The 26,516-nt window shown below is 48.2% G+C and carries 28 protein-coding genes; 8 read left to right on the top strand and 20 right to left on the bottom strand.

Annotation, left to right across the window (positions count from 1 at the left end):
- Positions 1–4 precede the first annotated feature (4 nt).
- From ACTRXI_RS03030 to ACTRXI_RS03020, 3 genes are all read right to left on the bottom strand, one after another.
- On the bottom strand, positions 5–379 hold the full coding sequence (locus ACTRXI_RS03030) for a GtrA family protein (RefSeq protein ID WP_474261013.1): 375 nt from the start codon (positions 377–379) through the stop codon (positions 5–7).
- Positions 376–1,311, bottom strand: a complete 936-nt coding sequence (locus ACTRXI_RS03025) for a glycosyltransferase family 2 protein (protein ID WP_474261012.1) — start codon at positions 1,309–1,311, stop codon at positions 376–378. Before ACTRXI_RS03025 ends, ACTRXI_RS03030 begins: the two co-directional genes overlap by 4 nt.
- Positions 1,312–1,414: 103 nt before the next feature.
- Positions 1,415–2,098 carry a spermidine synthase gene (locus tag ACTRXI_RS03020; RefSeq protein WP_474261011.1) on the bottom strand — a complete coding sequence of 228 codons (684 nt, stop codon included), beginning with the start codon at positions 2,096–2,098 and terminating at the stop codon, positions 1,415–1,417.
- A gap of 163 nt (positions 2,099–2,261) precedes the next feature.
- On the opposite strand from ACTRXI_RS03020, the gene ACTRXI_RS03015 reads away from it, so the two are divergent.
- The 3 genes from ACTRXI_RS03015 (at position 2,262) to ACTRXI_RS03005 (ending at position 4,942) form a co-directional block, all read left to right on the top strand.
- Positions 2,262–3,143 carry an ROK family protein gene (locus tag ACTRXI_RS03015; RefSeq protein ID WP_474261010.1) on the top strand — a complete coding sequence of 294 codons (882 nt, stop codon included), beginning with the start codon at positions 2,262–2,264 and terminating at the stop codon, positions 3,141–3,143.
- Positions 3,144–3,219: 76 nt separating this feature from the next.
- A complete protein-coding gene (locus ACTRXI_RS03010; RefSeq protein ID WP_474261009.1) occupies positions 3,220–3,762 on the top strand; it encodes a M15 family metallopeptidase in 543 nt (180 codons plus the stop codon).
- Between the two features lie 253 nt (positions 3,763–4,015).
- Entirely contained in the window at positions 4,016–4,942 is a 927-nt protein-coding gene (locus ACTRXI_RS03005) for an SDR family oxidoreductase (protein WP_474261008.1), read from the top strand.
- 51 nt (positions 4,943–4,993) lie between these two features.
- Here ACTRXI_RS03005 and ACTRXI_RS03000 read toward each other — a convergent pair whose 3' ends face one another.
- Positions 4,994–5,932, bottom strand: coding sequence for an alpha/beta hydrolase (locus ACTRXI_RS03000; RefSeq protein ID WP_474261007.1), 939 nt, complete (start codon positions 5,930–5,932; stop codon positions 4,994–4,996).
- A gap of 146 nt (positions 5,933–6,078) precedes the next feature.
- On the opposite strand from ACTRXI_RS03000, the gene ACTRXI_RS02995 reads away from it, so the two are divergent.
- A complete protein-coding gene (locus ACTRXI_RS02995; RefSeq protein WP_474261006.1) occupies positions 6,079–7,011 on the top strand; it encodes an ATP-binding cassette domain-containing protein in 933 nt (310 codons plus the stop codon).
- A 17-nt stretch (positions 7,012–7,028) separates the two neighbouring features.
- Positions 7,029–7,853: an ABC transporter permease gene (locus ACTRXI_RS02990; protein ID WP_474261005.1), complete on the top strand. Its 825-nt coding sequence runs from the start codon at positions 7,029–7,031 to the stop codon at positions 7,851–7,853.
- A 9-nt stretch (positions 7,854–7,862) separates the two neighbouring features.
- Here ACTRXI_RS02990 and ACTRXI_RS02985 read toward each other — a convergent pair whose 3' ends face one another.
- The 10 genes from ACTRXI_RS02985 to ACTRXI_RS02940 form a co-directional block, all read right to left on the bottom strand.
- Positions 7,863–8,726 carry an alpha/beta fold hydrolase gene (locus ACTRXI_RS02985; protein ID WP_474261004.1) on the bottom strand — a complete coding sequence of 288 codons (864 nt, stop codon included), beginning with the start codon at positions 8,724–8,726 and terminating at the stop codon, positions 7,863–7,865.
- Positions 8,707–9,606 (bottom strand): alpha/beta fold hydrolase, encoded by a 900-nt coding sequence (locus ACTRXI_RS02980; RefSeq protein WP_474261003.1) that lies wholly within the window; start codon positions 9,604–9,606, stop codon positions 8,707–8,709. The genes ACTRXI_RS02985 and ACTRXI_RS02980 overlap by 20 nt, the downstream gene beginning before the upstream one ends.
- Before the next feature lie 120 nt (positions 9,607–9,726).
- Positions 9,727–10,467, bottom strand: a complete 741-nt coding sequence (locus ACTRXI_RS02975; protein ID WP_474261002.1) for an SDR family oxidoreductase — start codon at positions 10,465–10,467, stop codon at positions 9,727–9,729.
- 170 nt (positions 10,468–10,637) lie between these two features.
- The gene (locus tag ACTRXI_RS02970) at positions 10,638–11,624 is read right to left on the bottom strand and encodes a beta-ketoacyl-ACP synthase 3 (RefSeq protein WP_474261001.1); all 987 of its coding nucleotides are present in this window, start codon (positions 11,622–11,624) and stop codon (positions 10,638–10,640) included.
- Between the two features lie 175 nt (positions 11,625–11,799).
- Positions 11,800–13,302, bottom strand: coding sequence for a phytoene desaturase family protein (locus ACTRXI_RS02965; RefSeq protein ID WP_474261000.1), 1,503 nt, complete (start codon positions 13,300–13,302; stop codon positions 11,800–11,802).
- An 18-nt stretch (positions 13,303–13,320) separates the two neighbouring features.
- Positions 13,321–13,881, bottom strand: a complete 561-nt coding sequence (locus tag ACTRXI_RS02960) for a methyltransferase family protein (RefSeq protein WP_474260999.1) — start codon at positions 13,879–13,881, stop codon at positions 13,321–13,323.
- Between the two features lie 107 nt (positions 13,882–13,988).
- On the bottom strand, positions 13,989–15,296 hold the full coding sequence (locus ACTRXI_RS02955) for a (Fe-S)-binding protein (protein ID WP_474260998.1): 1,308 nt from the start codon (positions 15,294–15,296) through the stop codon (positions 13,989–13,991).
- A complete protein-coding gene (locus ACTRXI_RS02950; RefSeq protein ID WP_474260997.1) occupies positions 15,289–16,692 on the bottom strand; it encodes an FAD-binding oxidoreductase in 1,404 nt (467 codons plus the stop codon). The genes ACTRXI_RS02955 and ACTRXI_RS02950 overlap by 8 nt, the downstream gene beginning before the upstream one ends.
- 120 nt (positions 16,693–16,812) lie before the next feature.
- Positions 16,813–17,202, bottom strand: coding sequence for a tautomerase family protein (locus ACTRXI_RS02945; RefSeq protein ID WP_474260996.1), 390 nt, complete (start codon positions 17,200–17,202; stop codon positions 16,813–16,815).
- A gap of 347 nt (positions 17,203–17,549) precedes the next feature.
- Positions 17,550–18,128: a hypothetical protein gene (locus ACTRXI_RS02940; protein WP_474260995.1), complete on the bottom strand. Its 579-nt coding sequence runs from the start codon at positions 18,126–18,128 to the stop codon at positions 17,550–17,552.
- A gap of 197 nt (positions 18,129–18,325) precedes the next feature.
- On the opposite strand from ACTRXI_RS02940, the gene ACTRXI_RS02935 reads away from it, so the two are divergent.
- A complete protein-coding gene (locus ACTRXI_RS02935; protein WP_474261142.1) occupies positions 18,326–19,309 on the top strand; it encodes an aldo/keto reductase in 984 nt (327 codons plus the stop codon).
- Here the strand turns inward: ACTRXI_RS02935 and ACTRXI_RS02930 are convergent.
- From ACTRXI_RS02930 to ACTRXI_RS02915, 4 genes are all read right to left on the bottom strand, one after another.
- A complete protein-coding gene (locus tag ACTRXI_RS02930; RefSeq protein WP_474260994.1) occupies positions 19,259–19,537 on the bottom strand; it encodes a peptidoglycan-binding domain-containing protein in 279 nt (92 codons plus the stop codon). The genes ACTRXI_RS02935 and ACTRXI_RS02930 overlap by 51 nt on opposite strands.
- A gap of 188 nt (positions 19,538–19,725) precedes the next feature.
- On the bottom strand, positions 19,726–20,961 hold the full coding sequence (locus tag ACTRXI_RS02925) for a C40 family peptidase (protein ID WP_474260993.1): 1,236 nt from the start codon (positions 20,959–20,961) through the stop codon (positions 19,726–19,728).
- Between the two features lie 317 nt (positions 20,962–21,278).
- Positions 21,279–22,346, bottom strand: coding sequence for a tartrate dehydrogenase (locus ACTRXI_RS02920; RefSeq protein ID WP_474260992.1), 1,068 nt, complete (start codon positions 22,344–22,346; stop codon positions 21,279–21,281).
- Between the two features lie 220 nt (positions 22,347–22,566).
- Positions 22,567–23,586 carry a hypothetical protein gene (locus ACTRXI_RS02915; protein WP_474260991.1) on the bottom strand — a complete coding sequence of 340 codons (1,020 nt, stop codon included), beginning with the start codon at positions 23,584–23,586 and terminating at the stop codon, positions 22,567–22,569.
- Between the two features lie 160 nt (positions 23,587–23,746).
- On the opposite strand from ACTRXI_RS02915, the gene ACTRXI_RS02910 reads away from it, so the two are divergent.
- The gene (locus ACTRXI_RS02910) at positions 23,747–24,778 is read left to right on the top strand and encodes an LLM class flavin-dependent oxidoreductase (RefSeq protein ID WP_474260990.1); all 1,032 of its coding nucleotides are present in this window, start codon (positions 23,747–23,749) and stop codon (positions 24,776–24,778) included.
- Between the two features lie 49 nt (positions 24,779–24,827).
- Here the strand turns inward: ACTRXI_RS02910 and ACTRXI_RS02905 are convergent, their stop codons facing one another.
- Positions 24,828–25,445, bottom strand: coding sequence for a flavin reductase family protein (locus tag ACTRXI_RS02905; RefSeq protein WP_474260989.1), 618 nt, complete (start codon positions 25,443–25,445; stop codon positions 24,828–24,830).
- 142 nt (positions 25,446–25,587) lie between these two features.
- On the opposite strand from ACTRXI_RS02905, the gene ACTRXI_RS02900 reads away from it, so the two are divergent.
- Positions 25,588–25,950 carry a VOC family protein gene (locus ACTRXI_RS02900; protein ID WP_474260988.1) on the top strand — a complete coding sequence of 121 codons (363 nt, stop codon included), beginning with the start codon at positions 25,588–25,590 and terminating at the stop codon, positions 25,948–25,950.
- 29 nt (positions 25,951–25,979) lie between these two features.
- On the opposite strand, the gene ACTRXI_RS02895 is transcribed toward ACTRXI_RS02900, so the two are convergent.
- A complete protein-coding gene (locus ACTRXI_RS02895) occupies positions 25,980–26,516 on the bottom strand; it encodes a GNAT family N-acetyltransferase (RefSeq protein ID WP_474260987.1) in 537 nt (178 codons plus the stop codon).

The following is a 26,516-nucleotide window of genomic DNA, read 5'->3' as shown; positions in this document are numbered from 1 at the left end:
CACGCTATCTTTTTAGTATTTTCCCCGTGACAATGAAAGTGATTGGTATAGTAAAAATCACCGCTCCCAACGGGGCGATAGTACTGTTAATACTCAGCCATTCCACAAATATATATGCAAAAACGGATGAAGCCCCTACGTTTACTATCTGGGTCAGCGGAAATTGAAAAAACTTCTTCCATGTCGGCCTGACTTTGTAAGTAAAGTATGTATTTAAAAAGAAAGAAATGACAAAGCTGATAAAAAACCCGGTAATATGGGCGATCATATATGGTACCGAAAGCACCACGTGAAGCAGTAAGTAGGCGGCGTAATAGTTTAACGTATTCATACCGCCCACTAAAACAAATCTGGTAAACTCATTATTCAACTGTTTCATGCATCTCGCCTTTTCGTATTAGATTCCTGCACCAAATAGTGCGGGCGCCTTTTCGTTTCATAGTAAATGCGTCCGATATACTCCCCGAGCACGCCAAGGCTCATTAGCTGCACGCCCCCTAAAAACAGTATAGCGGAAATAGTCGTAAAATAACCCGGCACTTCTATTCCCATCCTCAGAATCTGCACAAACGTAATACCGATATAAACCAGCGCAAGCAGCATCACGACCAGGCCGGTATACAAACAGACACGCAGCGGACGGTTATTAAAGGAAATCATGCCGTCAACGCCGTAATTCAGCAGGCTCGAAAACGACCATTTGGTTTCGCCCTCCTGACGCTGAACATTTTCGTAGTAAACCGTTTTGGACGGAAAGCCGATCCATGAAAAAAGCCCCTTCGAAAAACGGTTGGCTTCACTCAGGGATAGCAGGGCGTCCAACGCCCGCCGGCTTAAGAGGCGGAAATCACCGACGCCGTCTTCAAGCTTCACATCCACCATTCTGTTAATAAATTTATAATACATCGATGCCATACCGGAACGGAACTTGGAATCTCCTTCCCGGTTCCGTTTTGCAATCACCTGATCATAGCCTTCTTCGTATCCTTCAATCAGTTCGAGAATCACCTCGGACGGATGCTGCAGGTCAGCGTCAATGATTACTACAGCGTCCCCGTCCGCATGATGCAGTCCGGCAATCAGTGCTGCTTCTTTTCCAAAATTACGGGTAAAAGAAACGTAGCTTACATTTTCATGCATCCCGGCAAGCTCTCTCATCTTTGTCAGTGTCCGGTCCGAGCTTCCATCATCTACATAAAGTGCCTCTATTTCATAGGGCAGATGCCCTAAATGGTTCTGCAGTGATTCATATACAGATACAATGTTGTCCTCTTCATTAAACGAAGGAATTACAATTGATATCTTTTTCATTCCATTTCCTCCCTGGCCCCTTCATCTCCCACTGTTTACACAGTACTTTCATATCGTACCCTTCTCTGTATCTTTTGTATCACTGTAGAGGGCTAAAAAAATCTCAAAAATTATGTGATGGACGCATATATTCTGCTTTCCGGGCGTAAAAAATAACATCCGGCCCGCCGCGTCCGGCATCCACCTCCTCTATCCATACATTATCAAAAACGGGTTTCAGACTGTTTTCAAAAGCCCTGGAATAAGAAGCACTCCAAAAAGCAGCAACTCCCCCGCGCCGGAGCGCGGCGTAAACCGTTTGAAGTCCTCCCGCCTCGTACATGTGATGGTTGTCTTCCCGGACAAGCCAGTCAGGGCCGTTATCTGTATCCATGCAAACAGCGTCCCAAAGGTTGTTTGTGCTTTTTTCCAGAAACACCTGAAGGTCTTCCTCTACGATTTGTGCTTTACTGTTTTCAAGAGCCCCTCCGTTCCATTCCAGAAAATACAGGCGGTTCCACTCAATAATGTTTTTCTCCAGTTCCACAACGGTTACATGAACCGTTTCTGCATGCTGCACCGCTTCGTGGAGTGAAAAACCGACACCAAGGCCTCCAATCAGCACCGACTCTGCTGAATAAGCATGATTCAGCGCTCCTTGCACCATCCGCCGCTCCGACTCTCCGTTGTGTGTCGCCATCAAAAATGTGCCGTTACTTATGACTTCATAATGCCGGCCGCGGCGCTGCAGCTGCAATTCTCCGCTTTGGCCCTGAACGTTTGCTATTATTTCTCTATTACTGTTCATTCAAGCTTACTCCTTTCCCGCCCGGCAAGTATATTTCATATTTGCAAAACCAGAAAAAAAAGGTACGATTAAAAAGTGTGCAGAATTTTATCACCTATGAAATTTTCATTTATTTTTGAATGATCTGTTTACTATTTCAGCAAAAGACCAGGAGGTTGTTTGTATGCTCGGCGCCATTGAAGCAGGAGGAACAAAATTTGTCTGTGCGGTCAGTGAAAACGGCCGTGACATAAAAGAACGCATTTCCATCCCGACTACGACACCTGATGAAACTATGCAGCAGGTGTACGATTTTTTCCGTGTTTTTTCTATCGAAGCTGTTGGTATTGGTTCTTTTGGTCCGATTGATATTAATACAAAAAATGATACATACGGCTATATCACCACAACGCCAAAAACAGCATGGCAAAACTTTAACATTCTCGGAGACGTACAAAAACACCTTGCTGTGCCGGCAGGCTTCACCACCGATGTTAATGCGGCGGCGCTCGGTGAATGGAAGCACGGTGCCGGCGCTGGAAAGACGAGCTGTCTGTATATGACAGTCGGCACCGGCATCGGTGTTGGTGCGGTTATTAACAACAATATTCTTGAAGGCCTGAACCATCCGGAAGCCGGGCACATTATGGTCCGCCGGCATCCTGAGGACCATTTCACCGGCACGTGCCCTTACCACAGTGACTGCCTTGAGGGACTTGCTTCAGGGCCCGCCGTGGAACAGCGCTGGGGAGAAAAGGGCAGCGCACTCACCTCCCGCCCGGAAGTATGGGACCTTGAAGCTTATTATCTTGCTCAGGCAATGATGAATTACATTCTGATTCTCACCCCCGAGCGGATTATTATCGGCGGCGGCGTGAGCAAACAGCCTTCCCTGCTCACAAAAGTACAGGAACAGACGCAGCAGCTTCTGCAGGGATACGTTCAGGACCCAATGATTACTCATAATATCGATCAATATATTGTTACTCCGGGGCTCCAGGACGGTGCGGGCATCACCGGCGGATTTGTGCTTGCTGCTCAGGCGCTCGAAGACGCCCCCAGCTAAAGGCAGACAGTTCCAGGACACAAATACTCGTTTATACTTCCTGTACGCAGGTTGAAAAAGAAAGGAAATCAACTGAGTGAAAAGACATGTCTTGCTACTGATTACCGGTTTACTCCTTATTCTGGTTGTACTCGGATGGAACAGCAGGCAAAATTCTCTTCCCGAGGTGGAAGCAAGCGAAGTCGTCGAACAGAACAGCCTTCACCCTGTTGTGGAGGAGCGAAAAAATGAATGGATCCAGCGTGCAGAACAGCAGGGAATCGAAGTTGTCGTAACGGACGAATACCGTTCGGTGGAAGAGCAGGATGCTTTATATGCCCAGGGCCGGACTTCACAGGGAGAAATTGTCACGCAGGCCCGAGGCGGAGAATCATATCATAATTACGGCCTTGCCGTTGATTTTGCTTTGCGTACACCGGACGGAGAGCTTGCCTGGGATATGGAACGCGATGACAACGGTAACGGAGAGGCAGACTGGACGGAAGCTGTGGAGATCGCTAAGGAGCTCGGCTTTAGCTGGGGCGGGGACTGGCTTGGTTTTAAAGACTACCCCCACCTTGAAATGACCTTCGGCCTGAGTCTAGAGGAGCTTCGTGCCGCTGAACAGCAGAATACGTAATTACCATCGTCCGGCTCGTTGGCCGGACGATTTTTCTGGTTGGACAGGTTAAGTTTCTGCCAATTTGTGGTATACAGCTGTATTACCCTATATCCTGAAAGGAGCCCTCTGTAATGACTAAAACCGCCCTGATCGTAGGAGCGACCGGCATCATAGGCACAGTATTTTAAAACATATTTCATCGCTCGAAGACTGGACCGCTGTAGGCATTTCCCGGCACCAGCCTGAAGACATCCACGGGGCCGATTATTACGTGGAGGCTGATCTCTTAAAGGAAGAAGAAATAATGCAGGCACTTCAGGATGTGCCTGCCGTCACTCATATTTTTTACGCAGCCTATCAGGATTATGATCCACTCTCCAAAGAACAGATCACAGTTAATACCAATATGCTCCAAAGCGCCGTCCAGGCCGTGGAAGCGACTTCCGACCGGCTCCAGCGTGTCGTATTGATGCAGGGAGCCAAAGTGTACGGTGCGCACATCAGCGCTTTTAAAACCCCGGCACGGGAAAACGACCCGCGCCATATGCCGCCGAACTTTTATTACAATCAGGAGGATTACCTGCGAAACCGCCAGAAAGGAAAAAGCTGGTCGTGGACAATTTTGCGTCCCGACGTGGTATGTGGCTATTCGGTAGGCACTCCCATGAATTTAAGCATGGTTATTGCTGTTTATGCCTCTATTTCTAAAGAACTCGGCCTCCCCCTTCGTTTTCCGGGAAAGGATGTTACCTACCGATCACTTGCCCAGGTGACCGACGCCGGCCTGCTCGCCCGCTGTTCCGTATGGGCTGCGCTGCATGAACCGTGTGCATTTGAGACGTTCAATATTACCAATGGTGACTTCTTTCGGTGGGAGCACATGTGGCCGGTCATCGCCGAGGAATTCCAAATGAACACCGGGCCCGTGCAAACAATTACACTTTCTGATTTCATGCCGCTGCAGCAGGATCTATGGGAGGAAATGCAGGAAAAATACAGTCTGCAGAATATTCCATTTGAGAAACTGGCCGCCTGGCCATTCGGTGATTTCATTTTCAATGTAGAGTATGATGTGATGTCTGATACTAATAAAGTAAAACAGTTTGGTTTTACTGAAGTCGTGAACAGTGATGACATGCTCCGGCAGCTGCTTCGTGAATTTCAGGAGCAGCGGCTGATCCCGGACTTCTCAGACTAAACTGCCGCTTGCCTGAAACCCCCATCCGGCAGAAGCTGGATGGGGGTTTCATCATTTGCCAATATGCTTGTGTACAAACGCCCTCATGTAATGCATCGCTTCCTGCCCGTCTTCCTCGAGCGGAAACTGATTGATAAATCCGTGAATGGTACCATCCACCCTGTGGTGATGCACCTCTGCATTTGCCTCTTTCAGCTGACGCGCCAGTTCCTCGCCTTCATCCCGAAGCACATCATATTCTGCCGTTATAATAAGAGTAGGAGGGTTTTCCCGCTTATCTTCATCCCGCATCGGTACAGCGAGCGGATCTCTGCGTTCATCCCAGGCCGCTAAGTAATGCGCCCAAAAGTCGCCTATATTTTTGGCCGTCAGGCCGTATCCCTCACTAAAACGATGATACGATACGTACGCCGGATCCTCCTCCCGGTTGTAAAAATCAGCGACAGGATACAGAAGCATCTGTCCTTCAAGGTATGTCTGCTCTCTTCGGAGCAGCGTAGAGGCTGCATAGACAATATTTCCTCCAGCGCTGTCACCGCACAGGTAAAACCGGTCCTCTGTATTCGGCCATTCCCGGTACTCGGAAAGCACCCAGCGAACAGCGTCCAGGCAGTCGTATACTCCTGACGGAAACGGGTGCTTCGGCGCAAGCCTGTAGTCCACCGCTACAACATACGCCTCCAGTTCGTTGGCAAGCACCCGGCAGAAGGTGTCATGAGTTTCAAGGCTCCCTACGGCAAATCCGCCGCCATGAAAAAAAATCACTACAGGAAGCGGCTCTTCAGATGCTGGTTTATATCTGCGCACGGTCAGGGTCCGTCCTTCTAAATCAATATCTTTATCCAAGACTTCAGCTACAGCAGGCCGTTCCGACGGAGCTAAGGTCATTTCGTTTCTTCGTCTGCGTTCATCGACTACTTCCTCCACCGTTTCCACCTCGAAAGAATTGTTCTGCTCCAAATATTTCTTTACATGGTCTCGAAGTTCCATGATTTCTGCCCCCTTCTTTCTATACAACCAATACCCTGAATTTTGATTACCTACCCCTTCTTCATTTTCGTATCCATTGACGATAACTGCCTGAAGTTATATAGTTACGCTAACATAATGACTATGGCTAAAGTAGGGGTAAATGTATGGAGCCTATTATTCAAGTGCACGATCTGCGAAAATCATTCAAAGACATGGAAGCAGTCAAAGGCATTCATTTTGATGTCGCGCAGGGCGAGATATTCGGCTTTCTCGGCCCGAACGGTGCAGGAAAAAGCACGACTATCAACATGATCTGCACGATGCTCGCTCCCACTTCCGGAAGCGTTACCATTAATGGATATGACGCATTTAAACAAAAAGCAAAAGTCCGTGAAAGCATTGGCATCATTTTTCAGGAAAATACACTCGACGAAAAATTAAGTGCTCTTGAAAACTTAAAGCTTCACTGCCGGTTTTACCGTGTGCCTAAAAATAAACGGGCAGAACGTATTCAGGAAGTGCTTGAAATTGTAGATCTGGTCGACAATCAAAAGAAAAAAGTAGAAGAATTCTCCGGCGGGATGAAACGAAGGCTTGAAATTGCCCGCGGCCTGCTGCACTATCCGAAGGTTCTTTTTTTGGACGAACCCACTGTCGGTCTTGACCCCCAGACGCGGGCCCATATTTGGGAGTATATTCTCCGCCTGAAGGAAAAGGAAAATATTACGATATTTCTTACCACCCATTACCTCGATGAGGCAGAAATCAGTCACCGTATCGCTATTATGGATAAAGGAACTATCATCGCCCTTGATACGCCGGAGCGCTTAAAGAAGCAGGTTGGCGGAGACGTCATTGAACTCGGCACCGAGGATAATGACACTGTCGCTAAGCAGCTGCAGGCAGCTATGCCGGAAGCCGAAATAAAACAGGAAGCAGGCATTCTGCGTATCCAGGTACCAAGCAGCGACCAGTTTATATCCACTTTTCTGCAGCAGATCCCCGTCCCTATTACGAGCCTGAACATACGCCGGCCCACGCTTAACGACGTATTTTTGTCTTATACAGGGCGAGATATTAAAGCCGGCCCCGCCTAAGAAAGGAGATCATACATATGGAAGGTATTTTTGCCATCTGGCAGCGGGATTTAATGAAATTCATCCGGGATCGCCCCCGTCTGCTTGGATCTTTTGCGATGCCTATTTTATTTTTAATTATTTTTGGCGGGGGCTTCAGCGGAACGATGGAAAATCTGGTGATGAATCAAACCTCTGAAATCGAAGATTTTAATTACCTTACGTTTATTTTTCCCGGGATTGTCGCCATGACCCTTTTAATGACTTCAATTTTCTCTTCTTTATCAGTTATCCAGGATAAAGAATTCGGCTATATGAAAGAAATTCTCGTGTCCCCGGTCTCCCGGGTGAACATTGCCATCGGTAAAATGCTCGGGGCCTCTACGGTTGCGTTTATGCAGGGCGTGCTGATGTTTATTTTAATCCCTGTTCTAGGCGTAACCTACGAATGGAGCAACGTACTGGCTGTGCTGCCAATTATGTTTCTGCTTTCCTGCACGCTCGCTTCCCTTGGCCTGCTGATAGCAAGCCTGCTTCGCTCAACGCAGGGGTTCCAGCTGATTGTGCAGGTACTCGTGTTTCCAATGGTGTTTCTTTCCGGAGCATTGTTTCCAGTAACGAATATGCCAGCCTGGATGGATATCCTTGTTAAGGTTAATCCTGTCACCTACGGCGTAGACGCTATGAAAAAAGTAATGACCGGCGCCGGAGATCTCCCGGTCGCCGCCCAGGATGCACTCGGACTGAGCCTGCAGCTGTTCGGGCGTACAGTAACAGTGGCAGAGGAACTGCTCTTTTTAATTATTTTCACTTCTATTCTGATCGCGCTTGCCACCATCAGCTTCCGCAGAGCCAATGCCTGAGCGGCGGCTTCACGTCTGTTCTATAAATTCCGTCACCAGCCGCTCTACAATATCCGGCTGCTCATGAACTACCCAATGCGTGGCATCGGATACAAAAATCAGCTCTCCGGCACGGCAGTATTCAAGACTTGTCCGGGCAGAGGCCTTCGATAAAAAGGCGTCTCCCACACCCCAGATAATCCGTACTGGCGGAGTCACGTGACTTGATTCCACAATATCCTTTGGCCCTTTTCTCATCCCTCTGTACCAGTTGATCATGGTTGTGGCCGCATTCGGCTGCGACCATGCTTCTTTATATTTTTCCAGATCCTCCCCGGTAAAAGCTCCGGGCCTGCTCGTTTTTACGAGTCCGTTGGCAAACTCCTCAAAGTCATTATAGGCAAGCAGCTTTTCCGGCAGTCTCGGAAGCTGAAAAAAAAGCATATACGAGCTTCTCAAAAGCTGCGTGGGATCTTTTTTCATGCTCGCCGGCATAGCAGGCAGGTGTGGAATATTGATAGCAATAAATTTCTCCACGTATTCCGGCCTTGAGGCTGCCGTGTACCACCCGACCGCTCCGCCCCAGTCGTGGCCGACGATCACTGCTTTTTCCCGTCCCAGTGCTTTGATGAGCTCTGTCACGTCATCACGCAGCTCGTCCAGGGCATAAGCTTCAATTTCAAGCGGCTTGCTGCTTTGATTGTATCCGCGCTGATCCGGCGCCGCCACCCGGTATCCACGTGCTGCAAGCGGTCCGATTAAATGTCTCCACTCATACCAAAACTCCGGAAAGCCATGCAGAAGCACCACAAGCGGTCCCTCCTCCGGCCCAGCCAGTGCCGTGTGTAAAGAAACGCCGTTTACCGTTATTGTCTCAAAGCTGATATTCTGCATACGTACTGCCCCCTAGTTGTTTTTCCTGAATAAAGCTTTTGATGAACTGCGTAACGAGCTCCGGTTGTTCATGATGTACCCAGTGCGTCGCTTCTTCAATAAAAACCCCGTTTCCATCGCTGCAGTATTTCAGGCTCTCTTTAGCAGCAGCGGTGCCCAAAAACCAATCATGCATACCCCAGATCATACGCACGGGCACATTGATAGTTTCTGTACTCATCGCTTCTGCCGGCCCGAATGGGATTGCCCGAAACCAATTGAACATGGCCGTTACGCTGCCGGGCTGAGACCAGGCAAATTGGTATGCGTCCAGGCCCCGCTCTGAAAACGCTCCGGGACAGCTCGTCACAGTCAGGTGAGCTTTCAATGCAGCGTATTGGAACATGGCAGCCGCTTTGTCAGGGAGGGCGGGAAGCTGGAAGGCCGCCATGTAATACCCTTTGAGCAAGTCCATTGGACGGGTGAGCATTGTCCTTGGCATAGCTGTTAAATGCGGCATATTAACAGGGATAAACAACGAAATGTATTCCGGACGGGTAAGTGCCATATACCAGCCTATTGCCCCGCCCCAGTCATGCCCGGCTATTACGGCTTTTTCTCTTTTGAAGTGAAAAATGAGGCCGATGATATCATCCCGGAGAGCGTCCATTGTATAGGATGCTGTTCCGGAGGGCTTGGCGCTCAGGTGATAGCCCCGCTGATCAGGTACCACAACAAAATAGCCCTCCTCCGCCAGGGCGAGCATCTGCTTTTCCCAGGCTCTCCAAAATTCCGGGAAGCCGTGCAGAAGGATAACCATTTCTCCGTCCTTTGGGCCCGCAGCAGCGACATGAAGACGAATGCCGTTCACATGTACATATTTAAATGATAGTTCTGCCATCAAAAACCTCCTTCACTCTATGAGTTTCTTTACCCGTAAACGCTTTGTTTCAATGGTGAAATTCTATATGCCGCTATAAATGACAACAGCACCTGTCCGTGTAGACAGGTGCCGTTGTTTTTACATTTGGGCAGTTGGACGTACGACAATTTCATTAACCGATACTTCCGCCGGTTCTTCAATCGCATACCGAATGGTGCGGGCAATGCTTTCTGAAGAGATCGCGTTTTTATACAGCTCATCTACGCGTTCTTTCACCTGATTATCCGATATCGTTTCAGTAAGCTCCGATTCCACAGCCCCAGGTGAAATAATGGTAGAGCGGATGTTGTTTTCCGGCGATTCTTCTTTACGAAGCCCCTCCGAAATAGCGCGCACAGCGTATTTCGTTCCGCTATAGACGGCACCACCCGGAGATACCTGATGGCCAGCTACTGAGGAAACATTAATAATGTGGCCTTCTTTTCTTTCTCTCATGTAGGGCAGCACGGCACCAATACCGTAAAGTACGCCTTTAATATTCACATCGATCATCTGATTCCAGTCTTCAAACTGCCGGTTCCGGAGCATCGAAAGCGGCATCAGCCCCGCATTGTTTACTATAACGTCAATTTGGCCGTACGTTTCATTGGCAAACCGGGCAAGTTCGTCCATCTGCTCCTGGGAGGTGACATCCACTACTTTATAGGCTGCAGTACCGCCGTTCTGTTCGATATCTTTCTGAAGCTGCTGGAGACGTTCCTCGCGGCGGGCAGCCAGCACTACTTTAGCTCCCTTAGCGGCTAATTCCTTAGCCGCTGCTTCACCGATACCGCTTGAAGCACCTGTCAGTATAACTACTTTTCCTTCAACCTCTGCCATGTTATTTCCTCCAATGCTTTTCTGAATTGATCACCTACTCTATATACCCGCCGCACTATAATCGTAACCTTTACCGTTACCTCTTAACTGCAGACATTATATGCGAGACGATTTCTCTTCATTTGGTCCATCAAAAAAAGCCCCCGTTTCCGGGAGCTTTTTCAGTTCCATTATTCTGCATGCCAGCGGACTAATAAAGCTGATTGTGCCAGACCGCCGCCAAATCCATAGATAAGCACGAGGTCACCTTTCTTCAGTCGGCCGTCCTTCTGTGCTTCCCGGAGAGACAACGGAATCGTAGCAGATGAGGTATTGCCGTAATATTCGAGGCTCGTCAGCGTCTTTTCCACTGGAATACCGGTACGTTCGCAAATCGACTCGATCATTCTCATGTTCGCGCTGTGCGGGGCAAACCAGTCGATGTCCTCAATCGTCACTCCTGCATCACTAAGAAGCTTGTCGATACCTTGAGGCACTGTCTTAACCGCCCATTTGTAAACTTCCCGTCCGTTCTGGACCACATAACCATCCGGATCCACTTCGTGGCCGCCAATCTGGTTGGACAAATCGGTGCAGTACAGGTACTCTCCTTTTTTTCCGTCCGAATCCGTGAGGGCCGCAAGAAAGGAGGGGCTGCTTTCGTCCGCTTCCACAAGAGCGGCACCGGCGCCGTCCCCGAACAAAATACATGTGGCACGGTCCGTGTAGTCTGTAATTTTGGAAAGTGTTTCAGCGCCGATCACCAGCACTTTACGGTGAAGACCGGAGGTAATCATACCATCTGCCACGTGCAGTCCGTAGGAAAAGCCCGCACAAGCAGCGTTTAAATCAAAAGCGCCTGCGCCGGAAATGCCAAGGCCGGCCTGCACGAGAGAGGCAACACTCGGCGTTTTATGGTCCGGCGTCAACGTGCACACAATAATCAAATCCACGTCGTCAATCGTCTTGCCGCTCACCTGCTGCAGCTCTTCCGCTGCTTTCAAACAGATCGTGCTGGTGAATTCGTCCTCTTCCGTGATTCTGCGTTCTTTGATGCCGGTGCGGGACGTAATCCACTCGTCGTTTGTTTCCACCATTTTTTCCAGATCATCATTCGTCAGTCGTTTTTCCGGAACAAAAGATCCTAATGCTGTAATTGAAGCTTTTGATTGTACCATCGGTATGTAACCCCCGTTTTATGTATAATTATCGCCAATTCGCTTTGATTTTCGTTGAATCCCATACTTAATTTATATTATCACAAAACCAAGGCTTATGCCTCCTTTCCTTTGTTCGCATCATGAGCCCATAACAGGAAAAACCCCTCCTTTTTTATAAGGAAGGGTTATCAGGCTATTTTTTCACTTCTGCCTGCTCGTGTTTTTGAATCAGATCTGCTGTCAGCTGTCCGGACAGTGTCACCATTGGTACACCACCGCCGGGATGCGTGGACCCTCCGGCAAAATACAAATTGTCATATATTCTGCTTTTCGCCGGCACTTTGAACCCGCCGTTCACTTTTTGATCAGAGGCTACGCCGTAAATCGAGCCTCCGTTAGCGCCGTAGAGTTCTTCAAGGCCTTCCGGAGTGAAACGGTATTCAAACTCGATCGACTCCCGCAGGCCGTCCAGTCCGTTTCGCTCTAATTTATTCAAAATTGTCTCCTGGTACTTATCCCAGTCAAAGGATTTTTTCTGCTTGGCATCCATCGGAGGTACATGCGTCAGGACGAACAGATTGTCTTTTCCTTCCGGCGCCTGGGTCTCATCCGACCGGGCGGAGATACCAATATACACTGTCGGGTCATCAGCTGGAACCTTTTCTTCGAATACCTGCTTGAATTCAAGCTCAGGATCCTCTGAAAAAAAGAAATTGTGATGGTGCAGACCGTCGAATTTTTTATTCACCCCGAGAAGCAGCACGACACCGGAAACAGTAGGAATAAACGTTTTGCTTAGCTTTTTGGATTCTTTTTTTGCCTTCGTTTCCGAAGGAGCAATCGTATTGTAGGCCGGAATTGCTTCAAGGTTCGAAACGACAACATCCGCCTCATACTTGTCTCCATCCTCTGTTTCCACACCAGTCACCCGGTCGTTTTCCACCAGCAGCTGGCTGACCGGGCTGTTCAGATGAATATCAACCCGGAGCTCCTGCATCAGGCGTTCCATACCCTCGGCAATTTTGTACATGCCGCCCTTCACATAATGGATGCCGAGCCCAAGCTGAACATAGACAAGCTGGTTTAAAATAGCTGGCGCTGCGTATGGATTGGATCCGACATACATAATGAAGAAGTTGAACATCTGCTCGAGGTATTTGTTGTCAAACTGTTTATGCGTCGCTTTGGCCACCGTATTCAACGGATCCATCTTCATTAAGTCACCCAGCGTGTGGTGACTTTTCAAATCCTTTAAATCTTCGATGCTGTATTTATAAAAGCTTTTCATGCATAATTCATACATTTCTTCTGTATAGGATAAAAATTCTGTTATTTTACGGCTAGGCTGATCCGTTACTTTCGCTGCCTCTTCAATCATGCCGGGCAGATCGCTCGTAACATTCAGTGATGTTCCGTCCTCGAAAAATGTTTTCCACTGCGGTTCAACCCGTTCTACCTGTATGTAGTCATCAAGGTAGCGGTTCGCGCTGTGGAACAGCTGTTCAAGCACCCATGGCATCGTCAGGATGGACGGTCCGGTGTCAAAGGTGAATCCTTTGCCGCTGCGGCGGTTTAATTTGCCGCCAAGATTTTCATTTTTCTCCAGTAACGTTACCTCATATCCATCCGTCTGCAGCCGGATAGCTGCGGACATGCCTCCAAGGCCTCCGCCAATGACAATTGCTTTTTTCTTCAAATAGCACACCTCCGTGAATTAGTACAAAAATGGAATTAGCCGGTTTCTCTGCCGGCACCATAAACGATACGTATCGCCGTGCGTTTGACGCAGCATTTCTTCTTCAATACGGATTCGGTAAAGAAGTGCCGGCACCATGACTCCTGTACTTATGACTGCTGCTCCGGGGCTATTCATGAATAAGCAAAAGCCAAGTACAATGAAAAATAAAGCGGTATAAAGCGGATGGCACAAACGACGGTACGGACCGCTGCTTACCAGGCGGTCCCCGTTTCTGACAGAAACGTCTCTGCTGAACTGGTCCCGCAAATGAAGAATTCCCCAATACCGAAGGCCAATACCGGCTCCGTACAGACAAAGCCCGGCAGCCTGCAGCCAAACTGAGGAGAGGCTGAGAAAACCAGTCTCGCCAAATACCACTGCTGTCCCCATCGACAAAATAATAGCCGCAAGTATCCAGCGGAACGAGCGTCGTTCAGTAAGCTCCGGCTCTTTTGAGGGAGCCTTCTGCCTGAATAAAAAAAATTCGGCGATCCAGAAGAAGGTGGCAACCACAAATATTGTATCAATCAGCACCATGGTTTTACCTTCTCCCTTCACGCCTCAGTTTCTTTTTACACTCGTTACCATTTCCCCCTTCTGCGCTGCCGCTAAACCAAAAGGCCCTTCCAGTTGTTCATTTACTTTTACGCCTGCACCGCCTTTTTAGTTACAGGCTTAGCTTTCATCAGCAGATCGACAATATGCACCGTATCAATTTCTTCTTCGAGACCTTCACGCTGTACCCCCAATTTCATCTGGAGCATACAGCCCGGGTTGGTCGTGACAATTCCCTCTGGGCGCTGCCGCTTAACGTCTTCCATTTTCACATCCAGAATATTCATTGCATCTTCGTGCTGCGTAATGTTATAGATGCCTGCCGAACCACAACAGAAGTCAGGCTGATCGAGCTCTCTAAGCGTTACCCCCGGCACTGAGCGGAGCAGCTGCAGCGGTGGTTCTTTTACCTTCTGCACATTCGTCATATGACAGGAAGGCTGATACGTATAGGTTTCCTCGACCTTTCCGGTAAACTCCAGGCCGTCAAGCTCCACCAGTACTTCTGTAATGTCTCTCACCTTCTCGGAGAAAGCTTTCGCCCGCTGCTCCCACTCCGGGTCGCCGGCGAACAGCTCCCCGTATTTATGGAGCTGGGCTCCGCAGCCCCCGGCGTTGTTTACGATATAATCAACTGGCTTTTCTTCAAAGGCCTGTATATTTTCCCTGGCAAGCGTGACAGCTTCAGGCTCTTTACCTGCATGGGCGTGCAGCGCTCCGCAGCAGGTCTGCGCCTCCGGAAGCTGCACTTCCGCTCCAGAAAGCCGGAGCAGCTCCATCGTTTTTTCATTTTGCTTAAAAAATACGCTGTCCATTACACACCCGGTGAAAAATGCGACCACTGCCTTCGCCGGGCCATCCGGGTGCAGACGATTTTTCCTTGCATGCCTCTCTTTAGGCGAGGGGGCCGATGGCAGCACCTGCTCAAATTTACCGAGATGAAGCGGTGCCGCAGACATTAAATTCAGCCCCCGTGCCGCTTTTTGCAGACCACTCACCTGGTACAGCCATGTTGCATTTCCAAGCTGATCCATCCATGCTCCAGAAGGAAAGAAGGAGTGAAATAAAAAATTTTCGGTCTTTTGCTGTATGAACGTTTTTTCTTCATATTCATCGATCACATGCTTCGCACTTTCAAACAGCTGGCCGTACTGTACATCAGTCGGGCAGACGGTCGTACACGCCATGCATCCCAGGCATTTGTCGATTGGCTGTTTTAAATCCTCCACTGATGCTTTTCCTTCTGCAACCATTTTGATTAAATTAATACGGCCGCGCGGGGAATGCGTCTCGCGCTCCATTGTTTCGTATGTCGGGCAGACAGGAAGACAGTAGCCGCACTGCACACAGTCAAAGGTCAAATCGTAGCGCAGCATGTCTTTTAGTGTATCAGCCATCACGCAGCACCAGCTTCTGCCCTTTTTCTGCGAATATTTTCCCCGGGTTCATAATGTTGTTTGGATCCCAGGCTTCTTTGATCCGTTTTAGCATTGATACTCCCACCTCTCCCATTTCCTGTTCCATAAAGGGGGCTTTCATCGTGCCAATACCGTGTTCTCCAGAAAGCGTGCCTCCAAGCTCCAGGGCTGCCCGGAAGATTTCCGCCACCGCTTTTTCAGCGCGTATCATTTCTTCTTCATCACGCTGGTCGCACATAATATCCGGATGCAGGTTGCCGTCCCCGATATGTCCAAACACGACGAGCTCCACCTGATAATCCTCTTTGATTTGCTTCAGCCGTTCCATCATTTCCGGGATCCGGCTTCTTGGCACTGTGGCATCTTCGGAAATTTTTGTCGGTTTGATCGTCGCAATTGCCGGCGACACAAGCTTTCTTGCACTCCACAGCTTCTGTGCTTCTTCATCGCTTTCGGCTGTAATGATTGGATCTGCTTTTAACTCCTCGAGAATGTGCTTCACCTGTTTGGCTTCTAATTTAATTGTCTCAGGATGGCCGTCGAGTTCGATCAAAAGCAGTGCTTCCGAGGCAGTGGGCAGACCTGACGGGCGGTACCGCTCAACGGCTTCAATGCAGGCCCGGTCCATAAATTCCATTTTTGCCGGAAGCACTCCTGAGGTGAGCGTTTTGGAGATAGCCTTCCCGGCTGTTGCCATGTCTGTAAAGGCAGCCATCATCGTTTGTACGGCCGGAGGCTTTGGCACCAGCTTGAGCGTCGCTTTTGTAATTACTCCAAGCGTCCCTTCGGAGCCGACGAGCAGCTTGGTTAAATCGTAACCGGTTACATTTTTAATGGTACGACCGCCTGTGTGCATCACCTCGCCCTCCGGGGTAACGATTTCAAGACCAATTACAAAATCCTTGGTTACTCCATACTTCAGCCCTCTCGGCCCCCCGGAATTCTCAGCCAGATTCCCACCAATTGTTGATACGTGGGCACTGCTTGGATCAGGCGGGTACATTAAACCGTAATTTTCGGCAGCCGTATGAATATCAGCCGTCAGCACACTCGGGGTGACGACCGCAATCAAGTCATCAGCGAAAACGTCAATTTCCCGGGGCCATTGCGCCATATCCAGCAGGATTCCCCCCTTAACCGGCAGCGGGCCACCGCTCAGACAGGTGCCCTGCCCCCTGGGCGTTACAGCCAGTCCGAACCGGTTGGCAATTTTCATGATCGTCTGTACTTCTTCGATCGTTTTAGGCTGTACAACCACCTCCGGCAGATGCTCGCCAAAAGAGGCATCAAAGCTGTAGCTGTAACGGTCGGCAAGCTCTGTAAATACCCGTTTATCACTTAAAAGAGCACGCAGCTGTTCTTCCCATTCATGCAATACAAGCAGCTCCTTTCTCCCTTCTCTTTAACAACTTATCATTATCGTACTCCCCCGCCCGGGTGAATGCAATATTCTGACAAAAGAAGGCCGGGACTGCCCGCAAGCAGTCTCCAGCCTTCACAGTTTCCCATTCAAGAACTGGGCTTCTCCCAGTCCGAAGCTCCAGTCCGCTTCTGTGTTATCAGTGATTGACACCATCACGTCCTCCGGAGCTATAGAACAGCGGTCCTGCAGGTTATTGGCAATTTTTTTATACAGCTGTTTTTTCTGCTCTGCTGTACGTGTTTTACTGATCACCTGAATAACTACAATATTATTTGTCCGTTCAAAGCCGAGCCCGGTATCTTCAATATACATTTCATACGGCTTATGCTGATTAATTATCTGATAGCGGTCTCGTTCCGGAACTTCAAAGCTTTCTACGACTGCATCATGTATGGCGTCTGCGACCAATTTTAATTCTTCTTCCGTGCGTCCCTCGATAACATCCATTCGTATTAACGGCATCGTAACCCTCCTTCAGGAAATTTCATTTTATTTTGACTTCAGAAGCTTTGCCTGCGCTGCCAAAAATATTCCTATGCTTTAAAACGTTCGCTTTGGCTCCCTTCATCTCGCCCTAATGCAGGTCAAATAGTTTTGATAGACTCTCTTCGAGGTGCACGTATCGTTTACCTGCACCGTTATCTTATTGAATGTCGATGCTCACTTTTTCGTTTGTGCAGCTGATACCGCTTTCACAAAATTATAAAAATATAGTTAAGCGCTTAACTAATTATAAACACATTCAACTGGCTATTCAATACTTCCCTGCATATAAAAAGACTCCGAAGGGGATCTTCGGAGTCCAGGCATTATTCTCTTGCCGATTTGTTAATATCTTCATCCATGTTTCCGGTAGATCCGATCGTTGGAAGATCGCTGTCGCTGTACTTGGAAGCATCGGTAGCGCTCTGATACTCTTTTGTTTTAGTATCATTATTATCGTCAGAACCTGCAACTTCGTCTTTAGCTTCTTTTACCTGGCTGCCGGCTTCTTTTAATTCTTCCCCGGCATCCTTTGCCGTGTCGCCTACGCCTTTCAACTCTTCGCCAGCTTCTTTCGCTGTCGATACTACTTCTTCTGAGTCATCCTTCACTTTTTGCACCTGGGCGATCAGATCTTTGCCGTAATTATTATATACCTCCTGAAGCTGGGTACCAATTGTTTTTGCCAGCTCTGTAGCGTTCTGGATACGTTCCATGAAGTCATCCTTATTCACTGCATCACTGTTTTTGGCATTTTCCTTGTACTGACTGGCCGTTTCTTTTGCCTCTGAAGACTTTTCCTTCACCGTGTCACGGGCTGAACGATTTAGAAATACTGCCCCGATCCCTGCAATGATTACAGAAGCTATAATAATTGGTAATTTACTGTTTTGCTGCTCTGGCATATGTTTCTCCCCTTTATTCTCAGTATCCTTCGTTAATAGAACCTATCTATTCCTTACCTTTATCTTTTCTTTAGTAAACGTGAATTTCTGCGGAAATGTACACTTATTCATACGCCCTGAGAAATGTTTAGCTTTTGGTTACAGGTGAAATATGAAAGAGTGTGCTGAAATTACAAAGGAGTGACGTTTAAATGGCAATGAATCGTGTAACACTTGGAAAATCTGAAGTCACTGTAAACCCTCTTGGCCTTGGAACCAACGCAGTAGGTGGACATAATATTTATCCTGACATGCTCGATGAGGAGCAGGGAAAAGCGTTAACCGCGACTGCCATCGATAACGGCGTGGCTCTCCTGGATACAGCTTTTATTTACGGACCGCGCCGTTCAGAAGAACTTGTCGGTGAAGTAGTAAAAGAAAAAAACGCCCGTGAAAAAGTAGTTATCGCGACAAAAGCAGCCCATAAATTTCTCGATAATGGGGACACTGTGATGGACAACTCTCCGGAATTTTTAAAACAATCCGTAGATGACGCACTCCGCCGCCTTCAAACGGATTATATTGATTTGTTTTATATTCATTTTCCGGATGAAGATACACCGAAAGATGAAGCCGTCGGTGCTCTGCAGGAAATGAAGGAAGCCGGAAAAATCCGTTCCATCGGCGTATCAAATTTCACTCTGGACCAGCTGAAGGAAGCAAATAAGAATGGGTATGTGGACGTAGTACAGTCCGAATATAACCTATTGAACCGTGAAGTGGAAAAAGACATTCTTCCATACACTGCAGAAAACAACATCACCTTCGTTCCTTATTTTCCACTTGAATCCGGGCTGTTAGCCGGAAAATATGATGAAAATACGACATTTAACGATATCCGTGCCCAAAAGCCTAATTTCCAGGGAGAAACATTCAAAGAAAATCTCCGTAAAGTCAATGAAGTGAAAAAAATCGCTGATCAAAAAGGCGAAGAAACAGCCCACGTCGTTCTCGCCTGGTATCTGCATCAGCCTTCGGTTGACGTTTTGATTCCAGGAGCCAAAACCTCTGATCAAGTAGTCAATAACCTGAAAACCTCCGATGTGGAACTGACGAAAGAAGAAGTAGAACACATCAGCAGTATTTTTTCATCAGGAAAGCTTTTCGAGAGTCGCCTCTCCGGCCACCCCGTCTGCAGTTAGTTCTTCATACTTCTGGAAAGCTTTCACCGACGAGGTGGTGACTGAACCGTAAACCCCGTCTGTTTTCCCGCTGTGAAACCCTTCCTGCTGGAGAGCCTCCTGAAGCTCCTCCACCTCTTCTCCCCGGTCTCCTGGATGCAGCGTTTCACTCCCCAGAGAGGCATCGGCCTGTGCAGGTACAAATAATAATAAAGCAGCGAGCATGAACGCTGATATTCCTCTTTTCATTACAATCCCACGCTTTCTATCGTCTGATCCTATTTTATTGTAAGCACGGGGCCCGGACAGAACAATGGCTATTACAGAGTTGTAAACAATACGTAACCCTCTGTTCATACGTGTAATTTTATAAACTTTCCCTGCCGGACTGAATTAGAGCACACCGTTTCTGCTGAACGGTGTGCTCTAAGTATAATTTAGAAGCTCCCGGCCCCGATGTAGCGCGGAGCCCAGTATGAATTACTCATGCTGCTGATGGTGACGCCTGTCGAGGATCCTGCGTGAATGAATTGATTATTTCCAATATATATTCCATTGTGCGAGGCTCCCGCTTTGTAGGTAGTGAAAAATACCATGTCGCCTACCTGCGGGCTTGACACTTTTTTACTCGCAGCATACTGCTGGGCCACCGTACGTGGAAGGCTCGTTCCATTTTGCCTGTATACATACTGGGTGAATCCGCTGCAATCGAACCCCCTTGTCGTCGTACCTCCCCATACATAAGGCACACCTATAAACTGTTTCGCTGCATTTATCAGTCCCGATACACTGCCTGAAGAGCCTGAGCTTACTTTTTCCGGAGAGGAGCTCGTGCCGCTTTTCACCGAAGAATCGCTTAATGCTTTCCATGTATTAGAACCAACGATGCCATCAGCGCTCAAACCAGCTGCCCGCTGCAGGGCCTTTACTGCCCCTGCTGTCTGCGGACCAAACTGGCCGTCCGCTGTGCCCGAAAGAAATCCTTTGCTTTTAAGCGTCTGCTGCATACTTTTTACATTGCTTCCCGTATCTCCCTGACGGAGCGTTTTAGATGAGGTGCCGGAAGAAGATGTATCCGGTTTGGCAGCACTTGAATTATTATTTTTATCCGAGGCTTTAAAGCTGCTTAACGCTTTGAACGTATTCGGGCCGGCTACACCGTCAACGCCGATCCCGGCTGCCTTTTGAAACGCAATGACTGAAGACTTCGTGGCCGGGCCGAACTCTCCGTCGAGCGATCCAGCATGAAAGCCTTTACTTTTCAATTTTGTCTGGAGATCCCGGACATCGCTTCCTGAAGCACCTGCCTTTAATACACTTGAAGATGAACTGGAGGAACTGCCAGTATCTTTCGAGCTTTTTTCGGGCGAAGCTTGGTTTTTGTTTAAGCTCATTTTGGAAAATGTATTCGATCCGGCTATACCATCAGAGGTGATACCCGCTGAACGCTGAAAGGCCTGCACGGATCCTGCGGTCGCCGGTCCGTATATCCCATCCACCGAACCGTTATGATAGCCATTTCCCTTTAACCAGTCCTGCAGTTCTTTAACTTCCGAACCCTTCGAGCCCTGACGTAGTGTTTGATCACCTAACGCAGCATCTGCTGCAGTCGGAGCTGCAAAAACTACTGTTGCCGCAGCAACAATCGCTGCTGGATATGCATATTTTTTCATACATTTTCGCTATAAACTTTTGTACCGCTGCTCTGAATAAGCGCAATGCGAAAAGCCCGAGCGAATCCACCCCCCATTTGATCATGTGCTGCGATGCCTGACTCTACTGTTGTGTATAAAGTAGTATATAAGTGCCAGGGGGCATAGACAATATACTCAATACATTTGTATTGAAACTGTAACATTGGGATAAATAATCATAATATGGAAATTTAAAGTGTCTTTAGTATCAAAATTAGTTAACTATCAAGGAATTTCATGATTAGCATGCTGCGAAGGCACATTTGAATTATTATTAAGTGCCTATTAGTTAATTCCTATTTTTCTTTTTCTGATGTTAAATATTCTTCCACTGCTTTTACTACCTCTTCCGTAGAAGCCCTGCCTCCAAGATCTTTCGTAACCGTTCCTTCTTTGATGACATATTCCATAGCGTTCATTAATGTTTGCGCTGCCTTGTTTTCTCCGAGATGCTCAAGCATCATTTGAGCTGTCCACAGCTGGCCGATTGGATTTGCCAGTCCCTGCCCTTCAATATCCGGGGCGGATCCATGCACCGGCTCAAACATAGATGGATATTTTCCATTTATATTAATATTGGCGGCCGGCGCAATACCAATGCTCCCCATCAAAGCGGCGCCAATGTCTGTCAAAATATCTCCGAATAAGTTGCTTCCGACAATAACATCCATTGTCTCCGGCTTGGTAACAAAGGCTGCTGCCAGAGCGTCAATGTGCTCTGCCCTGGTCTTTATTTCAGGATGGCTTTCCTTCACCTCGTTAAACACTTCATCCCAAAATGGCATCGAAAACACAATCCCATTGGATTTCGTTGCAGAAGTTACATGCCCGCTGCGGTCTTTTGCCAGCTGAAAGGCATATTCCATGGCTGCCTTTACTGCTTTTTTGGAAAATACGTTGTTTTGAATCGCAATTTCGTCTTCCCCTCTGTACATTCGTCCTCCGACTTCGCTGTACTCACCCTCGCTGTTCTCTCTGACCACCATTAGATTGAACTGGTTCGGATTCGCAAGCGGAGAAGCAAGCCCTTCAAACTGGCGGGACGGCCGAACATTGATCTGCTGCTCGAAGCCGCGGCGAATATTAATTAAAAGCCCCCACAGAGAAATATGATCCGGAACGAGATCCGGATGACCGACCGCTCCTAAAAACACGGCGTCAAAAACTTCAAGCTGCTCCAGCCCATCCTCTGGCATCATTCTTCCATGCTCAATATAGTAATCGCAGCTCCATGGAAATTCTGTGACACGAAGCTCAAAGTCTCCCTGCACTCTCTCAAGCGTTTTTAACACTCTCCATGCAGCCGGTACAACTTCTTTGCCTATTCCATCTCCTGCAATTGACGCAATCGTATATGTATTCATTTCTTCATCTCCTTTTTAGTGTATGCACTTTCATTTTTCCATTTCTTTATACGTTTGTCATCTTTTCTTTCTATGTCTACTTATGCTTTTAGTAGCAAATGCCTTTTTTGATTAAAAACAAACTTCTAATTTAGAAATTATTTCTAAATTCAGAAACGACATTCCTCCTATTACTTACATAGGACTTTTCAGCCATTCAAACGTAAAAAAGAGCCTTTTATCAGGCTCTTTCACGTACAAGATGAATAACATCTTTCCATGCTGCAGCGGCTGCTCCTGTTGGAGAGGACGCGCCTCCGGAAACGAGGAGCCTTCCCATCGTATCTGTGGAAAAAAGCACTGCTTTCTCGGCACCGTCAACGTTGAAAAAAGGATGCTCCACTGGAAGCAGCCTGGGTTCGATGGAAACCGTGGCTCCATCCGCTGTCTTTTGCGCTTTCCCAACTAGTTTCCACTTTGATTTCCCCTGCTCCGCCTGCTTCCATTCAGCCTCGGAGAGCTGGTCCAGACCACGCACCGCAATACTTTTCCAGGTTACTTCCTTCGCAAGGCAGGCTTTGGTCAGAAAATACATCTTCAGCGCCGTATCTTTTCCCCCGATGTCCTCAGAGGGGTCTGCCTCGGCTTTACCTTCCTTTTTTGCTGTTTCCCACGCCTCCTGCAGCGTAATATTTTCAGCCGCGATCCTTGTCGCAATCATATTGCTGGTTCCGTTCAGCAGTCCTTCGATTGTATGTATTTCCGCTCCGGCTAAGCTGTACAGAGCTGTGTCCACAGTCGGGAGAGCAGCAGCTGCCGCTCCGCTGTATTTTATTGATCTTCCGGACGCTTCAGCAAGCTCGTGCAGATCGTCCCAGGCATAGGCAAGCGCTCCTTTACTGACGCAGACCACGTCCACCCCATGCTTTAACGATGACTGTATGAGCGGCAGGCCCGATCCTCCGGTTAATATATCAGTTTCTGCTGCATCAATGAATATATCAGCCTGGCTGTCCGCCCACAGCTGGTCTACATTTCTTGGCGGCAGCGAGCCGTCATCCACACGGCCGGTTTCCTCTTTTACTTCCAGCAGTTGTTTTAGATCCAGTCCGCCGCTATGCACTACAGCCCCGCTTCGGTCGAGCACAGCAGTAATTTTTATATGTACCCCGTACATGCGCTCCCATTCTTTTTCTTTATTCATCAATACACGGACCGCTGCTTGTCCAACAGCCCCAAACCCGGATAAAACAATATTCATGCATTTTCGCCCTCCCCCTGGCTTTAAAGCCCAGATGACTTTATTATACTAGAGAATTTTTCAGTAATGAGCACCTTTTTTGAATAACAATACGCAGGAGGCGTATAATTTTCTATGACCCAATTACCAGCAGGACGTGTCATATAAAGGAGAGATTTTCATGCCAGCATTTAAAGATATGCCTCTTTCAGTATTAAATTTATCCCCGGTAAACGAAGGGGAAACAGCGGGAGATTCATTTGCAAAAAGCCTCGAGCTGACTCAGCATGCCGAAAAACTCGGCTACAACCGCTTATGGGTCGCTGAGCACCATAACATGGAAGGGATCGCGAGCTCGGCTACTTCTGTACTACTCAGCTACCTGGCCGGAGGAACGTCAAGCATCCGTCTTGGCTCGGGAGGTATTATGCTTCCGAACCACGCCCCGCTCGCGATTGCTGAACAGTTCGGCACACTCGAAAGCCTGTATCCGGGACGCATTGATTTAGGTCTCGGACGGGCGCCGGGGACAGATCAAACGACAGCTGCAGCCCTCCGCCGTCATGTAAACAGCGGAGAAGACTTTCCAGCCCGTCTTGAAGAGCTGCAGAGGTATTTCCAGGATCCAGCTAATATGGCCATCCCTCCGCAGGTAAAAGCCGTGCCGGGCGCAGGCCTGGATATTCCAATCTGGCTGCTTGGCTCCAGCGGATTCAGTGCCCAGCTTGCCGGACAGTTGGGGCTTCCGTATGCATTCGCCGGCCACTTTGCAGCCGAGAATATGAAAGCAGCCCTGCAGCTGTATTTGGATTCTTTCCAGCCGTCTGAGGTACTGGATGAACCCTATGCCATGACCGGGATCAATGTGATCGCCGGGGAAACAGATGAGGAAGCCGACTACCTTGGTACTACAATGAAACAGCAGTTTCTCAGCTTAATACGCAATCGTCCGGGGAAAATACAGCCACCGGTAGAAGATATGGACGCACTCTGGACGTCCCAGGAAAAAGCGATGATGGCACGCTGGGACGCCGGCACGATCCAGGGCGGACCAGAATCCGTACGCCAGCAGCTCGAAGATTTTTCTTCGAGCGTTCCGGTTCATGAAATTATGATCAGCGGCAGTGTGTACGATCAGACGAAACGCCTTCGTTCCTATGAGCTCATTAAAGAGGTACAAAAACAATCAACCGCCACTACAGCTTCGATTTAATAAAAAAGGCCGCGCCTGTTCGCTTTACGGCAACAGGTGCGGCCTTTTTTTATTTCGGGCGTTCAAGCGTAAACAATTCCCCAAGCTTGGAATAATCATTTCCTGCCAGACGTGCGACCGGCTTCAGCTTATCGGGAAGAATATAATTGTGTTCACTGTCATATACGCCCTCGGAAACATGGATACATATAATTTCTGCAAATATGACATCCTGAGTAATTTTTCCTTCAGCATTTTGAAGCGGTACGTGCTTATGCAGCCGGCATTCAAAGCGGATATTTGCTTCTTCGATACCCGGTACTTCCACCATTCTGCTCGGCACCGTATGTAGAACAGTGTGCTCGAGTTCATTTTCCTCCGGCGGGAGCGTGGCTGCTGTAATGTTTAAATCCTCTACAATACCTTCATCGCTTATGTGTACCACCAATTCCCCGCGATCTAAAATATTTTTTGCACTGTCCTTTGGTTTCCCTTCTTTTCTCGTAATAGATATCATTAATACCGGCGGGTCCGGACTTACCGCATTAAAAAAGCTGAACGGTGCTGCGTTTAATGTTTCGTCTTCTGCCATTGTGGTGACAAAGGCTATCGGGCGGGGGATGACCGAACCGGTCAATAGCTTATACACTTCTTTTACCGGCAGATCATCTGGATGCAGTTCATGCATAGTATACAGTCTCCTTTTTTCGAATATTTTATACGTATTCCCCGCCAGAGTCCATTTCAAAAGAACTGCCGGAAATAATTTCCCTTGGAATTTTGCATGCAGTTGGTATAATAAAACAGTGCGTCTAAAGGAGAGTATAAACATGATAGGAAAAATTGCCTCTACGGCTGTATATGTAGAAGATCAGCAGCGGGCAAAAGAATTTTGGACAGAAAAAATAGGATTTGAGGTCCGGCGCGAAGACCCGCTTGGGCCAAACGCGTACCGGCTCGAGGTAGCAGCCCCTGGAGCGGAAACAGCACTGGCTATCTACCCTAAATCCTACGTTATGAACTGGCAGGAGCTGAAGCCATCAATTGTTTTTGAATGCGACAACGTGCACGCCTCCTACCAGTGGATGAAAGCCCAAAATATTGTTTTTGATGAAGAACCAACAGAGATAAATGGAATTACTTATGCAAGCTTTCGCGATGAAGACGATAATGTGTTTCTGTTAAAAAGCTGACAAGCGCTGCCGATACGGCAGTGCTTGTTTTATGCTTCCTTCCAGTCATCAGCAGTCATACCGTACACATCGACATCCTCGTAGCGGCTCCATTTCCAGACGTCCTGGCGCAGCGTGCCTTCATAACGCATGCCGATTCGCTTTAACACTCCGGCCGAAGCCTGATTTTTACTCATAACAGGAGCTGTCAGCCGGTTCGTTTTTAATGTGTGGAAGCTGAAGTCGCGTACCAGCACCGCTGCTTCACTCATATAACCGTTCCCCCAGTAATCCGCCCCGAGCCAGTACCCAAGCTCGCCGCGGCGGTATTCAGGCTGCACGCGCACCGTAATGTTTCCCATTAATTCATCTTCATCTTTTTTAGTAACAGCAAACGGGAAACGGGAGCCTTCTTCCATCCAGGCTGGATGATGTCCGATCCACCACCGTGCATCTTCCTCTGTATACGGGTAGGGGAGCTCCAGGGTCGTTTTTGCAATACGGTAGTTGTTGGCAAGCTCTGCTAATACATCTATATCTTTTTCCGAAAAAGGCCTTAAAAGCAGCCGGCTGCTTTCTAGCTGCAC

Source organism: Marinococcus sp. LNHM4E3-1, from assembly GCF_056034405.1.
This window is presented reverse-complemented; position numbering and strand designations above follow the sequence as displayed.

What these genes read in the sequence shown, in the direction of transcription:
- ACTRXI_RS03030 (WP_474261013.1), bottom strand. Translation starts at nt 379, where the DNA reads ATGAAACAGTTGAATAATGAGTTTACCAGATTTGTTTTAGTGGGCGGT.
- ACTRXI_RS03025 (WP_474261012.1), bottom strand. Translation starts at nt 1,311, where the DNA reads ATGAAAAAGATATCAATTGTAATTCCTTCGTTTAATGAAGAGGACAAC.
- ACTRXI_RS03020 (WP_474261011.1), bottom strand. Translation starts at nt 2,098, where the DNA reads ATGAACAGTAATAGAGAAATAATAGCAAACGTTCAGGGCCAAAGCGGA.
- ACTRXI_RS03015 (WP_474261010.1), top strand. Translation starts at nt 2,262, where the DNA reads ATGCTCGGCGCCATTGAAGCAGGAGGAACAAAATTTGTCTGTGCGGTC.
- ACTRXI_RS03000 (WP_474261007.1), bottom strand. Translation starts at nt 5,932, where the DNA reads ATGGAACTTCGAGACCATGTAAAGAAATATTTGGAGCAGAACAATTCT.
- ACTRXI_RS02995 (WP_474261006.1), top strand. Translation starts at nt 6,079, where the DNA reads ATGGAGCCTATTATTCAAGTGCACGATCTGCGAAAATCATTCAAAGAC.
- ACTRXI_RS02990 (WP_474261005.1), top strand. Translation starts at nt 7,029, where the DNA reads ATGGAAGGTATTTTTGCCATCTGGCAGCGGGATTTAATGAAATTCATC.
- ACTRXI_RS02985 (WP_474261004.1), bottom strand. Translation starts at nt 8,726, where the DNA reads ATGCAGAATATCAGCTTTGAGACAATAACGGTAAACGGCGTTTCTTTA.
- ACTRXI_RS02980 (WP_474261003.1), bottom strand. Translation starts at nt 9,606, where the DNA reads ATGGCAGAACTATCATTTAAATATGTACATGTGAACGGCATTCGTCTT.
- ACTRXI_RS02975 (WP_474261002.1), bottom strand. Translation starts at nt 10,467, where the DNA reads ATGGCAGAGGTTGAAGGAAAAGTAGTTATACTGACAGGTGCTTCAAGC.
- ACTRXI_RS02970 (WP_474261001.1), bottom strand. Translation starts at nt 11,624, where the DNA reads ATGGTACAATCAAAAGCTTCAATTACAGCATTAGGATCTTTTGTTCCG.
- ACTRXI_RS02960 (WP_474260999.1), bottom strand. Translation starts at nt 13,881, where the DNA reads ATGGTGCTGATTGATACAATATTTGTGGTTGCCACCTTCTTCTGGATC.
- ACTRXI_RS02955 (WP_474260998.1), bottom strand. Translation starts at nt 15,296, where the DNA reads ATGGCTGATACACTAAAAGACATGCTGCGCTACGATTTGACCTTTGAC.
- ACTRXI_RS02945 (WP_474260996.1), bottom strand. Translation starts at nt 17,202, where the DNA reads ATGCCGTTAATACGAATGGATGTTATCGAGGGACGCACGGAAGAAGAA.
- ACTRXI_RS02940 (WP_474260995.1), bottom strand. Translation starts at nt 18,128, where the DNA reads ATGCCAGAGCAGCAAAACAGTAAATTACCAATTATTATAGCTTCTGTA.
- ACTRXI_RS02935 (WP_474261142.1), top strand. Translation starts at nt 18,326, where the DNA reads ATGAATCGTGTAACACTTGGAAAATCTGAAGTCACTGTAAACCCTCTT.
- ACTRXI_RS02930 (WP_474260994.1), bottom strand. Translation starts at nt 19,537, where the DNA reads ATGAAAAGAGGAATATCAGCGTTCATGCTCGCTGCTTTATTATTATTT.
- ACTRXI_RS02925 (WP_474260993.1), bottom strand. Translation starts at nt 20,961, where the DNA reads ATGAAAAAATATGCATATCCAGCAGCGATTGTTGCTGCGGCAACAGTA.
- ACTRXI_RS02920 (WP_474260992.1), bottom strand. Translation starts at nt 22,346, where the DNA reads ATGAATACATATACGATTGCGTCAATTGCAGGAGATGGAATAGGCAAA.
- ACTRXI_RS02915 (WP_474260991.1), bottom strand. Translation starts at nt 23,586, where the DNA reads ATGAATATTGTTTTATCCGGGTTTGGGGCTGTTGGACAAGCAGCGGTC.
- ACTRXI_RS02910 (WP_474260990.1), top strand. Translation starts at nt 23,747, where the DNA reads ATGCCAGCATTTAAAGATATGCCTCTTTCAGTATTAAATTTATCCCCG.
- ACTRXI_RS02905 (WP_474260989.1), bottom strand. Translation starts at nt 25,445, where the DNA reads ATGCATGAACTGCATCCAGATGATCTGCCGGTAAAAGAAGTGTATAAG.
- ACTRXI_RS02900 (WP_474260988.1), top strand. Translation starts at nt 25,588, where the DNA reads ATGATAGGAAAAATTGCCTCTACGGCTGTATATGTAGAAGATCAGCAG.